We start from the raw sequence: 13,419 nt of genomic DNA, 5'->3' as shown, positions 1-13,419 counted from the left end.
AATGACCGTACGTCAACTGGGTGGCGGACTGGGCCTCCTCGGCGGACTCGTGTGGATCGCTCGCTGGCTGCTGTCGCCGGAGGGCAGCGCCTCCGACGTCCTGCGCTACGCGGGCCTGGCTTTCGTGCTCCTCGGACTCGTCTGCGTGGGCCTGACCCTGGTGAAGGGCCAGGCGCTCTGGCTCGACATCGTCGTCGGCTTCGCCGCGCCCGCCCTCTTCTGGGCGATCTACGAGATGGTCCGCGCCGAGATCGCCGAGCCCGCCCTGCTCTTCCACGGCATCGTGGGCGTCCTGTGGGTGCTCGTCGGCATCGGGCTGATCGTCAAGGGCAAGCCACGCGTCCAGGAGCCCGTCGGCGCGACCGTCTGACGCACCACCAGCCGCCCACCGCCCGCGGGGCCGCCACCGTCGTCGACCCGGTCGGTTCCCCGTCAGCACCGACGGGGAATCAACCGGGCCGTCGTCTACGTTGTGTCGGGCGCGGCCACGACGCTGCCCCGAGCACGGGTGCCCCGACGTGACCGCCTGACGGACGCAGACGACGGAAGGCCTCACGCGTGGACCGGGTGGCGATGATCAGCCTGCACACCTCCCCCCTCGACCAGCCCGGGGTGGGCGACGCGGGCGGGATGAACGTCTACGTGCTCGAGCTCTCCCGCCGCCTGGCCAGCCAGGGCGTCGCCGTCGACATCTTCACCCGCGCCACGGCCTCCAGGCTGCCGGCGGTCGTCGAGGCCGCCGAGGGCGTCCTGGTGCGCCACGTCCCGGCCGGCCCCTTCGAGGGGCTGGCCAAGGCCGAGCTCCCCGCGCAGCTGTGCGCGTTCGCCCGCGAGGTGCTCCGCACCGAGGCGATCCACCCGGTGGGCCACTACGACGCGGTCCACTCCCACTACTGGCTCTCGGGCCAGGTCGGCGCGCTCGCCCGCGACCGGTGGCAGGTGCCGCTGGTCCACTCGATGCACACGATGGCGAAGGTCAAGAACGCCGCCCTGGCCGACGGCGACACCCCCGAGCCGCTCGCTCGCCTGATCGGCGAGGAGCAGGTGGTGGCGGCGGCCGACGTGCTGGTGGCCAACACCGACGAGGAGGCGCGCCAGCTCGTCGAGCTCTACGACGCGGAGCCCCACCGCCTCGAGGTGGTCCACCCCGGCGTCGACCTGGGCGTCTTCCGGCGGCGCGACCGCGACGCCGTACGCCGTGAGCTGGACCTGCCCGTCGACGCCCACGTCCTGCTCTTCGCGGGCCGGATCCAGCCGCTCAAGGCCCCCGACGTGCTCCTGCGGGCCGTGGCCCTGCTGCTGGAGCGGGACCCCGCACTGCGCCCACGGGTCGTGGTCCCGGTGGTCGGCGGCCCGTCCGGCAGCGTGCTGGAGCACCCCGAGTCGCTCGCCCAGCTCGCCGCCGAGCTCGGCCTCGACGACGTCGTGCGCTTCGTCCCGCCGGTCGACCAGGCCACCCTGGCCCGCTGGTACGCGGCGGCCAGCCTCGTGGCCGTGCCGTCCTACAACGAGTCGTTCGGGCTGGTCGCCGTGGAGGCCCAAGCCACCGGGACCCCGGTCGTGGCGGCCGCCGTGGGTGGGCTCACGACCGCCGTCGCCGACGGCGAGAGCGGGCTGCTGGTGGAGGGCCACCGCCCCGAGGACTGGGCCCACGTGCTGCGCCGCGTGCTCGTCGAGCCCGGGCTGCACCAGCGGCTCGCCGACGGCGCCCTCGCCCAGGCGGGCCGCTTCGCCTGGGAACGGACGGCCCAGGAGACCCTGGAGACCTACGGACGCGCCGCGTCCCTGATGAGGACGGAGGTGCCGGCATGAACGAGGACGTCGCCCAGGTGGTCCGCGACCACCTGACCGAGCACGGGATCGAGCACGACGAGACGGCGCCCGGTGTCTTCTCCTTCGACCTCCCCGGCGAGAAGAAGCTGCGCACCCCGGTCCGCCTCGACGTGGGACCGCACGCGCTCGGGGTGCACGCCTTCGTCTGCCGCAACCCCGACGAGAACCACGAGCGGGTCTACCGCTGGCTGCTGGAGAAGAACCTGCGGCTCTACGCCGTGGCCTTTGCCGTCGACGCCAGCGGCGACATCTACCTCGACGCCCGGCTGCCGCTCTCCGCCGTCGACGGAGACGAGCTCGACCGGCTGCTGGGCTCGGTGCTCAGCTATGCCGACGAGTCGTTCAACCAGATCCTCGAGCTGGGCTTCGCCAGCTCGATCCGCAAGGAGTGGGAGTGGCGCACCTCGCGCGGCGAGTCCACGGCCAACCTCGAGGCGTTCAGGGGTTGGCTGGAGTCGGGGGACGAGCCCGGAACGGTCGGGTCACCCGGCTGAGCAGCACCCCGGCGATGCAGAGCATCCCGCCGGCGAAGGCCAGCGCGGGCGGGACCTCGCCCAGCAGCGCCCACGCCAGGAGCGCCGTGAGGAACGGCACCAGGAAGGTCGACATCGAGAACCGGCCCGCGTCGGCGTGGGAGAGCGCGTAGGCCCAGGTCGTGAAGGCGATGGCGCTCGGGAAGACGCCGAGGTAGGCGATCCACCACAGGTCGGCGGCCCCCGCGTCGCGGACCACCCCGACCAGCTCCCACGCCCAGGGTAGGCAGCCGACCAGGCCGACGACGTAGTACCAGAACGTCATGTCCAGGGCCGTCATGCCGCTGCCCAGGAGCCGCTTCTGGGTGAGCACGCCGACCGCGAAGCCGACCGCGGCAACCACGCCGAGCACGACCCCCAGGACGTCGCCCTCCGTGCTCCCCGAGGAGGCGCGCGCGATCAGCACCACCCCGCCGAAGCCGACCGCCAGGCCCGCCACCAGCCACCCGGTCAGCCGGTCGCCGAGGAAGACGGTCGCGAGGAGGGCGACCAGGATCGGCCCCAGCTGCACCAGCAGGGCGGCGGTGCCGGCGTCGACCCGCCGCTCCGCCTCGTTGAGGGCCACGTTGTAGACCGTGATCCAGGCCAGCCCGCCGAGCACCACCAGGGGCCACTCGCGGCGGGTGGGGGCCCGGAACGCCCGGGCCGGCGCGCCGGTGGCCGCCTCGCGGCGGGCCGAGCCCCGCGACTGCAGCCGCACCATCAGCCCGAGCGCCAGCACCGCCACGAGCAGGCGGCCGAGGCTCAGGGAACCGGGAGGCACCGTCTCCCCGAGGTGCCGGATGGCCACGAAGGCCGAGGCCCAGGTGAGCAGGGTGAAGACGACCGCGAGGAGGGGGAGCCAGGGGGAGCTACGGCGCCCGTCCGGCGCCGAGGTCGGCGCCGTGTCCGGACCGGGGGAGGCCGCGGCGCGGGGCCGGGCGGTGGGGGTGCTCACCAGCAGACCCTAAGCGGCGCCCCCGCCGCGCGTCTCGCGGGTTTCGACCGTCGCTCCCCCCGCCCCAAGTCACGCGGTGTCCTGACGACCGGTGCTGCGTCAGGTCAGGGTGGGTAGTGGTCGTAACAGCGCGTTACTTGGGGGAGGGGTCGGGGTCAGAGGTCGAGCTTGTAGCCCAGTCCGCGGACGGTGACGAGGTAGCGGGGCTGGGACGGGTCGGGCTCCAGCTTGGCGCGCAGCCGCTTGACGTGGACGTCGAGGGTCTTGGTGTCGCCGACGTAGTCCGACCCCCAGACCCGGTCGATCAGCTGGCCGCGGGTCAGCACCCGGCCGGGGTTGCGGAGGAACATCTCGAGCAGCTCGAACTCCTTGAGGGGTAGCCGCTGCTCCTCTCCGTCCACGGTGACGACGTGGCGCTCGACGTCCATCCGCACCGGGCCCGCCTCGAGCGTGTCGGGCTGCAGCTCGGGCTCGGCCCCGCGCCGCAGCACCGCCCGAATCCGGGCGACGAGCTCGCGGGGGGAGTAGGGCTTGGTGACGTAGTCGTCGGCGCCCAGCTCGAGCCCGACCACCTTGTCGACCTCGTCGTCCTTGGCCGAGACCATGATCACCGGCACGCTGGACGTCGCCCTGATCTGGCGGCAGACCTCGGTGCCGGGCACCCCGGGCAGCATCAGGTCGAGCAGCACGATGTCGGCGCCGTGCCGGGCGAACTCCTGCAGGGCGGTGGTGCCGTCGGCGGCGATCGACACCTCGAACCCCTCCTTGCGGAGCATGTAGGCGAGGGCGTCGCTGTAGCTCTCCTCGTCCTCGACGACCAGTACGCGGGTCATCGGACCCCTCTCTCGGTGGGCAGCGGCCCCCGCGACCCGGTGGGCGCGGAGGGCTGCGGTGCGGTGGGCTGCGGTACGGCGGGGGCGCGGGGCGGGGCCTCGGTCGTGCGGGGCAGGGTGAGGGTGAAGGTGGAGCCCTGGCCCTCGACCGACCACACGGAGACCTCGCCGCCGTGGGTGGCGGCGACGTGCTTGACGATGGAGAGGCCGAGCCCGGTGCCGCCGGTGGAGCGGTGGCGAGCGGGGTCGACGCGGTAGAAGCGCTCGAAGATCCGGTCCAGCTCCTCGGGCGGGATGCCGATGCCACGGTCGATCACCGAGATCTCCACGAGGTCGTCGCGGGCGCGGGCGCTCAGCACCACCGACGTGCCCTCGTCGGAGTAGGCGACGGCGTTGGCGACCAGGTTGGAGACGGCAGCCCCCACCTGCCGAGCGTCGCCGGGCACGCTCAGCCCGGGCTCGGCGTCGGTGACGAGCTCGATCCCTCGGGCCTGCGCGTCGGTCGCCGAGGTGTCGACGGCCTGCGCGAGGACCTCGTCGAGGGAGACGACCGCGTCGTCGTCGACCGGGTCGTGGGACTGGAGGCGGGAGAGCTCGATCACCTGGTGGACGAGCTGGGTCAGCCGGTCGCTCTCGACCAGCATCCGCCCCGCGAAGCGCTGCACGGCCTCGGGGTCGTCGGCGGCCTCGGCGACCGCCTCGGCGAGCAGGTGGATCGCGCCGACGGGCGTCTTGAGCTCGTGGCTGACGTTCGCCACGAAGTCGCGGCGCACCTCCTCGACCCGGCGCTCGCGGGTGCGGTCCTCGGCGAGGACGAGGACGAGGCGGGCCCCGAGCGGCGCGACCCGCGCGCTCACCGAGCGCGGTGCGGAGCGCTCCCGGCGCAGGCTGAGCTCGGTCTCGCGGATCTGCCCGTCGCGACGCACCTGGGCCACCAGGTCGGCGAGCTCGTCGGGCACCAGGCGCTGCTCGTGGACCAGCCCGAAGGAGTACGCCGGCGCGGAGGCCTTGAGGACACGGTCGTCCTCGCCGACCACGACCGCGCTGCTGCGCAGGACCGAGAGCACCGTGTCGACGCCCGGCGGGACCACCGGTTCCGTGGTCGCCGGGTGCAGCCGCCGCTGCTGACGCTCGCTGATGTGCCAGGCCAGGACGCCCACCGCCCCGACGACGACGCCGATGAGCGCGGCGAGCGCAGCCTGGGTCGTCGGGTCCACGTCGTCGATCGTAGGCCAGCGCGTGCGGCGCCCCGGCCGCGTGGGCGGCCGTGCGGCGAGTGTTCACGCCCCGTTCAACTCAGGTCCCCGTCCGGTCACCTGCACCCCCTACGGTTCGGGTCATGCGTGAGGCCTTCCATGACCAGCTCGACTCCGTCTTCGACGACCTCGTCGACATCAGCCGTCTCGTCGGTGTCGCCGTCGAGGAGGCGACCCGTGCCCTCCTCACCGGCGACGCGGCGCTCGCGGAGCAGGTGATCTCGGCCGACGCCGCGATCGACCTGGCACGCGAGCGGGTGGAGGACAAGGCCTTCGCCCTGCTGAGCCTGCAGGCGCCCGTCGCGGGCGACCTGCGCCTGGTGGTGGCGGGGCTGCGGATGGTCAGCGAGCTGGAGCGGATGGGGGACCTGTCGGTGCACGTGGCCAAGGTGGCCCGGCTGCGGGCGCCCGCGGTGGCGGTCCCGGAGACGGTCCGCCCCACCGTCGTCCGGATGGCCGAGGTGGCCCGCGACATGGTCGCCCAGGTGACGCGGATCGTCGCGGAGCGCGACGTCGAGGCCGCGCACTCCCTGGCCCGCGACGACGAGGAGATGGACCTGCTCCGTCGGTCGAGCTTCGCGGTGCTGCTCGGGAAGGACTGGCCCCACGGCGTCGAGGCCGCGGTGGACGTGGCCCTGCTCGGCCGCTACTACGAGCGGATCGCCGACCACGCCGTCTCGGTCGGGCGCCGGGTGGTCTTCGTGGTGACGGGCAGCCCGCTGCTCAGCGAGTGACGGCCCCGGGCCGGGCCCGTCGGTCGACGGCCCGGCTCCGGTCGCGACCAGCGCCGGGGCCAGCGCCGGGATCAGCGCCGGGGTCGGCGCGGGATCAACAGTCGGGTCAGCGGCCCTGGTTGGCGACCGCGGCAGCCGCGGCGGCGGCGGCCTCAGGGTCGAGGTAGCGACCACCGGCGGTGATCGGACGCAGGTCGTCGTCGAGCTCGAAGACGAGCGGCATCCCGGTCGGGATGTTGAGGCCGGCGATGTCCTCGTCGCTGATCTGGTCGAGGTGCTTGACCAGGGCGCGGAGGCTGTTGCCGTGCGCGGCCACCAGCACAGTCTTCCCGGCGCGCAGGTCGGGGACGATCTCCGCCTCCCAGTAGGGCAGGAAGCGGGCGATGACGTCCTTGAGGCACTCGGTGCGCGGCATCTCGTCGCCGAGGTCGGCGTAGCGCGGGTCGCCCGCCTGCGAGAACTCGTCGGCGTCGTCGAGGGGCGGGGGCGGGGTGTCGAAGCTGCGGCGCCAGAGCATGAACTGCTCCTCGCCGTACTCCTCGAGCGTCTGCTTCTTGTCCTTGCCCTGGAGCGCCCCGTAGTGGCGCTCGTTGAGCCGCCAGGACCGCTTGACCGGGATCCAGTGGCGGTCGGCCACGTCGAGCGCGATCGCGGCGGTGTTGATCGCGCGGCGCTGCAGCGAGGTGTGGACGACGTCGGGCAGCAGGCCCTCGGCGCGCATCAGCTCGCCGCCGCGGACGGCCTCGGCGCGCCCCTTGTCGGTCAGCGCGACGTCGACCCAGCCCGTGAAGAGGTTCTTGGCGTTCCACTCGCTCTCGCCGTGGCGGAGCAGGACCAGGGTGTGGGCCATCAGTGGTCCTCCGCCGTCGCGACCTCGCACACCTCGTCGCCGGACGGGACGCCCGGGATCTCGGCGTAGTCGCCGCAGTTGGGGCGAACCGGGACGTCGAGGCTGACGCTGTCGCCGTGCGAGAAGTCCAGCGTGACCTCGACGAAGGTGCCCGGCTCCAGGTCGCCCTCGACCGTCACGGGGGAGTCGGAGGCGGCCAGGTTGGCGAAGCCGTTGGGCGGGAGCGTGACGTCCTCGAGGCCGGAGAAGGTCAGGCCCTCGGAGGTGATCGACTCCAGCGTCGACTCGTCGTTGTCGAAGCTGTTGGCGAACGAGCTGACGAAGACGGCCTCGCCGGACTCGGCGGCGACGATGACGGCACCGAGCACGTCGACCTTGCCGTCGCGGGCGTTCGTCGCGACGCCGGGGGTGTAGTCCCGGTCGGTGGCGTAGTCGAAGCCGCAGGAGCTCAGCACGGGGGCGAGGGCGAGCGCGAGGCCGGCGAGCGCGGTCGTACGACGATGGGGCGTGTGCATGGGGCAGAGCGTAGCGCCGACCGGGCCCGGCCGGGCTGGCGGGCCACGATGCAGCCGGCCCGCCGGGGGCGCGGGAGCCCCCGGGAAAAGGGGCGCGCGGCAGTGGTCCGGATCACGCTCCACCACACCCTGGTCCGGTCTGTCAAGCCCGAACAGGCCTCTGACCTGCGAAAACGCCGTCGGGAGGTGTCTAGGGGACGTGCTAGACTGGGATCCTTGAAAGGGGAACTCAACATATGACTTTCACCGTGGGCGAAACGGTTGTCTACCCGAATCACGGGGCCGCCATCATCGAGGACATCGAGACGCGGAAGATCAAGGGGGAGGACCGCGAGTACCTGGTCCTCCGCATCGTGGCCCAGCAGGACCTCGTCGTCCGGGTGCCCGCGTGCAACCTCGACCTCGTCGGCGTCCGCGACGTCGTGGACAAGGAGGGCCTCGACCGGGTCTTCGACGTGCTGCGTGCCGCGCACGTGGAGGAGCCGACCAACTGGTCCCGCCGCTACAAGGCCAACCTGGAGAAGCTGCACTCCGGCGACGTCATGAAGGTCTCCGAGGTCGTCCGCGACCTGTGGCGCCGCGAGCGCGACCGCGGGCTCTCCGCCGGCGAGAAGCGGATGCTGGCCAAGGCGCGGCAGATCCTGGTCTCCGAGCTGGCCCTGGCCGAGCGCACCAACGAGGACAAGGCCGAGGCGCTCCTCGACGAGGTGCTCGCCTCCTGAGGCACCGACGCCCCGGCGTCCGAGAGGCCCCGAAGACCACGGTCGTCGGGGCCTCTCGCCGTTCCCGGCCTGTCGTCGCGGCCGGGGGCCTAGGCTGGGGCACGCCATGACGCCAGACCCCTACGACGTGCACGACGACGACGAGCCGCGGCCGCGGGGCCGGGTCCTCGACGAGGACCGCGGCGCCCTGCCGTACGCCCTGCTGCACGGCGAGGCCCTCGTGGTCTGCGCCGCGTGGGCGGTGGGCGAGGCCGGAGTCCGGCTGCTGGACCACGGGACCCCCTGGAGCGAGGTGCAGGAGGAGGGCGGGCCGCTGCTGCTGCACGACTCCCTCTGCCCGGCGACCCCGGCGGAGTTCCTCGCCGACTGCGTGGCGCGGGCGACGGCCACCGGGCGGGTGGTGGTCGGGGTGCGCCCCGTGACCGACACCGTCAAGCAGGTGTCCGACGGCGTGGTCGGCGGGACGGTGGACCGCGAGGGCCTGCGGGTCCTCTGCAGCCCGGTCGTGCTGCCCGCCGAGGTGGTACGCCGGCTCCCCGACCTGCCCTCCACCGACCTGGCCACGCTGCTGGACGCCCTGGTCCTCCCGCTGGGCCAGGACCGGAGCGCCTGGCTCGAGCTCGTCGAGGCGCCGGCCGAGGCGCGCCGGGTCCGGGACCTCGACGACGTGCGGCTGCTGGAGCAGCTCACCGGTCGTCCGGACGCCCTCCCGGGCTCCTGAGCAGCGCCTCGGCGAGGGCGACGTCCTCGGGGAAGGTGACCTTCAGGTTGCGCGCCGTCGACCCCACGGCGGCGATCCGCACGTCGGGGCCGGCGTACCGCTCCACGCAGCTCGCGGTGTCGGTCCCCTCGAAGCCCTGCGGGCCGGCCTCGGCGTAGGCGGCCAGCAGCGCCCCGGCCCGGAACGCCTGCGGCGTCTGGACGGTGCCGAGACCGCCCGCGGCGACGGCGCCGTCGAGGTGGACCAGCGGGGGCGCGGGCACGACGGGGACGGCTCCGCCGTGCTCGGCGGCCGCCGCGAGCAGCCGCTCGACGAGCTCCCGGTCGACCAGCGGGCGGGCGCCGTCGTGGATGGCGACCACCTCGACCTCCCCGGCGGCGACGGCGGGCCGGAGCACCCGGAGCGCGGCCTCCTCCGAGGCGTGCCGGGTGGCGCCGCCGGTGACGAGGGCGACCTCGCGGTCGCCCAGGTGCGGCGCGAGGGCGGCGCCGACCGCCTGCTCCTCGCCCGGGCGCGCGACGACGACGACGCGTACCACGTCGGGCACCGAGAGGGCGACCAGGACCGAGTGGGCGAGCACGGGCAGGCCCGCCAGCGGCAGCAGGACCTTGTTGACCGGCGTCCCGTCGGCCACTGCGCCGACCCGGGAGCCGGAGCCGGCGGCCAGGACGACGAGGGCGGAGGCGGGCACGACGGGCAGGATACGGCGGCCCGGCCGGGGCGCCGGGTCCCGGGGCCGCGAGGTCGCGAGGGAGGTGGCCGTGAGGGCGTGAGAAGAAGTTGACACCTGGGTGAAACACAGCGGGCGGTGTGCGAAACATCCCCGCCGGAGGCTTCACGGGTCGACGTCGACCACCCGCCGACCCCCGCCGAACCCACGGAGGACCCGATGGCCACCCTCACCGACACACCCGTCGCCCCGGACCCGACCCCCGCCCCGCCCGCCGCCCGCCGGCGCCGCACGGGGCGGTGGATCGACGACTGGCACCCGGAGGACCCGGCCTTCTGGGAGAACGGCGGCAAGCAGGTCGCCCGGCGCAACCTGCTCTGGTCGATCTTCGCCGAGCACCTGGGCTTCTCGGTCTGGCTGATCTGGAGCGTCTCCTCGGCCTTCCTGCTGGCCCAGGGCTTCAGCTTCACCGCCCAGCAGCTCTTCCTGCTGGTGGCGCTGCCCAACCTCGTCGGCTCCCTGCTGCGGCTGCCCTACACGTTCGCCGTGCCGAAGTTCGGCGGCCGCAACTGGACCGTGGTGAGCGCCCTCCTGCTGCTGGTGCCGACGCTGCTCTTCGCCTTCTTCGTGCAGCGGCCGGAGACGCCGTACTGGGTCTTCTGCCTGGTCGCGGCGACCGCGGGCTTCGGCGGCGGCAACTTCGCCTCCTCGATGGCCAACATCAACTTCTTCTACCCCTCGAGCAAGAAGGGCGCGGCGCTCGGCCTCAACGCCGCCGGCGGCAACCTGGGCGTCTCGCTGATCCAGCTGCTGCTGCCGGTGATGGTCGGCGGGGCGGGGATCTTCGGCCTCGTGAAGGCCCGGGAGTCGGGGATCAGCCTGGAGGTGGCCGCCTACGTGTACGCCGGCCTCGCCGTCGTCGCGGCGTTCGCCGCCTGGCGCTGGATGGACAACCTGGGCCCGGCCGTCTCGCGGCCGCGCGAGCAGCTGGCGGTGGTCCGCAACCGGCAGACCTGGGTGATGTCGTTCCTCTACATCGGCACCTTCGGCTCCTTCATCGGCTACTCCGCCGCGATGCCGCTGCTGATCAAGCTCAACTTCTGGGTGCCGGAGCCGGCGCCGCTGGGCACCGGCATCTTCTTCGCCTACTACGCCTTCCTGGGTGCGGGCGTCGGCTCGGTCACCCGCCCCTTCGGCGGGTGGCTCGCCGACCGGCTCGGCGGCGCCCGGGTGACCCTCGGCGCCTTCCTCGGGCTGGTCGTCTTCACCCTGGCCGTGCTGTGGACGCTCACCCGGCTCACCCCCAACCCCACCGCCGACCCGGCGATCGCGCTGGAGAACCAGTCCTGGTTCGGCTGGTTCCTCGCGTTCTTCCTCTGCATCTTCGCCTGCACCGGGATCGGCAACGGCTCCACCTACAAGATGATCCCCGCGATCTTCCGGGTCCAGGCGGAGCACGCCACCACCCCGCACACCCCGGAGCGCACCCGGGCGCTGCACGACGCCACCAAGCAGGCCTCCGCCGCCATCGGCGTCATCGGCGCCGTGGGCGCGGTCGGCGGGTTCCTCATCCCGCTCGCCTTCTCCGCCCCCTGGGTCGCCGAGCCGATGGAGGCGACCAAGGGCGCCTTCGTGGTCTTCACCGGCTTCTACGTGATCTGCGCGGTCGTGACCTGGGGCGTCTACCTGCGCCGTCGGTCCGGCGCAACGGGCCTCGCGGCGGCGAGGATCTGATGACCACCGCGTCGACGGCGACCCACTGCCCCTACTGCTCGCTCCAGTGCGGGATGCGGCTGGTCGGGCGCCGCAGCCCCGAGGTGCAGGAGTGGCCGGAGTTCGAGGTCAACGCCGGCGCGCTGTGTCGCAAGGGGTGGAGCGCCGCCCGGCTGCTGGGCGACCGGGAGCGGCTCACCACTCCGCTGCTGCGGGACCGGACGACCGGGGAGTTCACCCCGGTGGGCTGGGACGAGGCGCTCGACCTGGTGGCCGCCCGGCTCGCGGCGCTCCGGTCCCAGCACGGCCCGGACGCGGTCGGCGTCTTCGGCGGGGGCGGGCTCACCAACGAGAAGGCCTACCAGCTCGGCAAGTTCGCCCGCGTCGTCCTCGGCACCAGCCAGATCGACTACAACGGCCGGTGGTGCATGTCCTCGGCCGCCTCGGCGGGGACCCGGGCGTTCGGCGTCGACCGCGGGCTCCCGTTCCCACTCGCCGACGTCGAGCAGGCCGACGTCGTGGTGCTGGTCGGCTCCAACCTCGCCGAGACGATGCCGCCGGCGGCCCGGCACCTCGACCGCCTGCGGGAGCGCGGCGGCCGGGTGGTCGTGGTCGACCCGCGGCGCACGGCCACGGCCGAGCGGGCCGACCTCTTCGTGCAGCCGGTGCCGGGCACCGACCTGCCGCTGGCCCTGGGCGTGCTCCACCTGCTGGTGGCCGCGGGCGCGGTCGACGAGGAGTACGTCGCCGACCGGACGACCGGCTTCGAGGCCGTGCGCGCCTCGGTCTCGGCGTGGTGGCCCGAGCGGGTCGAGCGGGTCAGCGGCGTCCCGGCCGCGCAGCTGCGGGAGCTCGCCGACCTGCTGGCCTCCCGCCGTCCCACGGGGGAGCGGGCCCGGGTCGTGGTGCTCACCGCGCGGGGGGCCGAGCAGCACGTGAGCGGCTCCGACACCGTCCTGGCCTGGATCAACGTCGCCCTGGCGCTGGGCCAGTGCGGGCGGCCGTACGCCGGCTACGGCTGCCTCACCGGGCAGGGCAACGGCCAGGGCGGTCGCGAGCACGGCCAGAAGGCCGACCAGCTGCCCGGCTACCGGTCGATCGAGGACCCGGCGGCCCGCGCCCACGTCGCCGGGGTCTGGGGCGTGGACCCCGCCTCGCTGCCGGGCAAGGGGCGCTCGGCCCACGAGCTGCTGATGGCGCTCGGCACCGACGACGGACCGCGGGCGCTGCTGGTCCACGGCTCCAACCTCGTGGTCTCCGCGCCGAACGCGTCCCGGGTCGTCGAGCGGCTCGCCGCCCTCGACCTGCTGGTCGTCTGCGACTTCGTCCTCTCGGAGACCGCCGCCCTCGCCGACGTGGTGCTGCCCGTCACGCAGTGGGCGGAGGAGTCGGGGACGATGACCAACCTCGAGGGCCGGGTGCTGCTGCGCCAGCGCGCGGTGACGCCCCCCGCGGGCGTGCGGACCGAGCTCGAGGTGCTCGCCGGCCTCGCCGAGCGGCTGGACAGCCCGGTCCCGCTGGCGACCGACCCCGAGGAGGTCTTCACCGAGCTGCGGGCCGCCTCGGCCGGTGGCAAGGCCGACTACGCGGGCATCACGTGGCAGCGGATCCGCGACGAGCAGGGGGTCTTCTGGCCCTGCCCCGACGTCGACCACCCGGGCACCCCGCGGATGTTCGCCGACCGCTTCGCCCACCCCGACGGCCGCGCCCGGTTCCACGTCGTGGACCACGCCGGCCTCGCCGAGGAGCCGTGCGCCGACTTCCCGGTCCACCTGACCACGGGGCGGGTGCTGGCCCAGTACCAGTCCGGCGCCCAGACCCGGCGGATCCGCGACCTCCCCGACACCGGGCCGTACGTCGAGCTGCACCCGCTCCTGGCCACCCGCCTCGGCACGGCCGACGGCGAGCCGCTCGAGGTGGTGACCCGGCGGGGCCGGATGGTCGCTCCCGGGCGGGTCTCGGAGTCGATCCGGCCCGACACCGTCTTCGTCCCGTTCCACTGGGCCGGCGCCAACCGGCTCACCTCCGACGCGCTCGACCCGGCGTCGCGGATGCCGGAGTTCAAGGCCTGCGCGGCCCGGCTGGCGGTGGCCGGTGGTTGA

General features: G+C 73.9%; 14 protein-coding genes. 8 read left to right on the top strand and 6 right to left on the bottom strand.

Annotated features, from left to right (window positions below):
* Window position 1 precedes the first annotated feature (1 nt).
* From DNK53_RS10705 to DNK53_RS10695, 3 genes are all read left to right on the top strand, one after another.
* Window positions 2-370, top strand: a complete 369-nt coding sequence (locus tag DNK53_RS10705; protein WP_162599887.1) for a hypothetical protein — start codon at window positions 2-4, stop codon at window positions 368-370.
* 188 nt (window positions 371-558) lie between these two features.
* Window positions 559-1,812: a D-inositol-3-phosphate glycosyltransferase gene (gene mshA / locus DNK53_RS10700; protein ID WP_420846493.1), complete on the top strand. Its 1,254-nt coding sequence runs from the start codon at window positions 559-561 to the stop codon at window positions 1,810-1,812.
* Complete coding sequence (locus tag DNK53_RS10695) at window positions 1,809-2,327, top strand: type III secretion system chaperone family protein (protein WP_110182216.1); 519 nt, start codon at window positions 1,809-1,811, stop codon at window positions 2,325-2,327. The genes mshA and DNK53_RS10695 overlap by 4 nt, the downstream gene beginning before the upstream one ends.
* Here the strand turns inward: DNK53_RS10695 and DNK53_RS10690 are convergent.
* The 3 genes from DNK53_RS10690 to DNK53_RS10680 all read right to left on the bottom strand — a co-directional run bounded on the left by DNK53_RS10690 (window position 2,272) and on the right by DNK53_RS10680 (window position 5,353).
* Window positions 2,272-3,303 carry a DMT family transporter gene (locus tag DNK53_RS10690; protein ID WP_110182215.1) on the bottom strand — a complete coding sequence of 344 codons (1,032 nt, stop codon included), beginning with the start codon at window positions 3,301-3,303 and terminating at the stop codon, window positions 2,272-2,274. The genes DNK53_RS10695 and DNK53_RS10690 overlap by 56 nt on opposite strands.
* 155 nt (window positions 3,304-3,458) lie before the next feature.
* Window positions 3,459-4,136, bottom strand: coding sequence for a response regulator transcription factor (locus tag DNK53_RS10685; protein WP_110182214.1), 678 nt, complete (start codon window positions 4,134-4,136; stop codon window positions 3,459-3,461).
* A complete protein-coding gene (locus tag DNK53_RS10680; protein WP_110182213.1) occupies window positions 4,133-5,353 on the bottom strand; it encodes a sensor histidine kinase in 1,221 nt (406 codons plus the stop codon). The genes DNK53_RS10685 and DNK53_RS10680 overlap by 4 nt, the downstream gene beginning before the upstream one ends.
* 122 nt (window positions 5,354-5,475) lie before the next feature.
* Between DNK53_RS10680 and phoU the strand changes: the two genes are divergently transcribed.
* Window positions 5,476-6,126 carry a phosphate signaling complex protein PhoU gene (gene phoU, locus DNK53_RS10675; RefSeq protein ID WP_110182212.1) on the top strand — a complete coding sequence of 217 codons (651 nt, stop codon included), beginning with the start codon at window positions 5,476-5,478 and terminating at the stop codon, window positions 6,124-6,126.
* A gap of 106 nt (window positions 6,127-6,232) precedes the next feature.
* Here phoU and DNK53_RS10670 read toward each other — a convergent pair whose 3' ends face one another.
* Both DNK53_RS10670 and DNK53_RS10665 read right to left on the bottom strand, forming a co-directional pair.
* Entirely contained in the window at window positions 6,233-6,976 is a 744-nt protein-coding gene (locus tag DNK53_RS10670; protein WP_110182211.1) for a phosphoglyceromutase, read from the bottom strand.
* Window positions 6,976-7,491 (bottom strand): copper chaperone PCu(A)C, encoded by a 516-nt coding sequence (locus DNK53_RS10665; protein WP_110182210.1) that lies wholly within the window; start codon window positions 7,489-7,491, stop codon window positions 6,976-6,978. The genes DNK53_RS10670 and DNK53_RS10665 overlap by 1 nt, the downstream gene beginning before the upstream one ends.
* A 236-nt stretch (window positions 7,492-7,727) precedes the next feature.
* On the opposite strand from DNK53_RS10665, the gene DNK53_RS10660 reads away from it, so the two are divergent.
* Together DNK53_RS10660 and DNK53_RS10655 are read left to right on the top strand one after the other, a co-directional pair.
* Entirely contained in the window at window positions 7,728-8,213 is a 486-nt protein-coding gene (locus DNK53_RS10660; RefSeq protein WP_110182209.1) for a CarD family transcriptional regulator, read from the top strand.
* Between the two features lie 106 nt (window positions 8,214-8,319).
* Window positions 8,320-8,934: a 2-C-methyl-D-erythritol 4-phosphate cytidylyltransferase gene (locus DNK53_RS10655; RefSeq protein ID WP_110182208.1), complete on the top strand. Its 615-nt coding sequence runs from the start codon at window positions 8,320-8,322 to the stop codon at window positions 8,932-8,934.
* Here DNK53_RS10655 and DNK53_RS10650 read toward each other — a convergent pair.
* Window positions 8,900-9,625 (bottom strand): IspD/TarI family cytidylyltransferase, encoded by a 726-nt coding sequence (locus DNK53_RS10650; RefSeq protein ID WP_110182207.1) that lies wholly within the window; start codon window positions 9,623-9,625, stop codon window positions 8,900-8,902. The two genes, DNK53_RS10655 and DNK53_RS10650, sit on opposite strands and share 35 nt — an antisense overlap.
* A 198-nt stretch (window positions 9,626-9,823) precedes the next feature.
* Here DNK53_RS10650 and DNK53_RS10645 point away from each other — a divergent pair, with 198 nt between their 5' ends.
* Entirely contained in the window at window positions 9,824-11,338 is a 1,515-nt protein-coding gene (locus DNK53_RS10645; protein ID WP_110182206.1) for an MFS transporter, read from the top strand.
* On the top strand, window positions 11,338-13,419 hold the full coding sequence (locus DNK53_RS10640; RefSeq protein WP_110182205.1) for a molybdopterin oxidoreductase family protein: 2,082 nt from the start codon (window positions 11,338-11,340) through the stop codon (window positions 13,417-13,419). Before DNK53_RS10645 ends, DNK53_RS10640 begins: the two co-directional genes overlap by 1 nt.

The sequence above is a fragment of the Nocardioides solisilvae genome, from assembly GCF_003194625.1.
Classification (GTDB): domain Bacteria; phylum Actinomycetota; class Actinomycetes; order Propionibacteriales; family Nocardioidaceae; genus Nocardioides; species Nocardioides solisilvae.
Note: the sequence above shows the minus strand (reverse complement) of the source record. Positions and strands in the feature narration are given on the sequence as shown.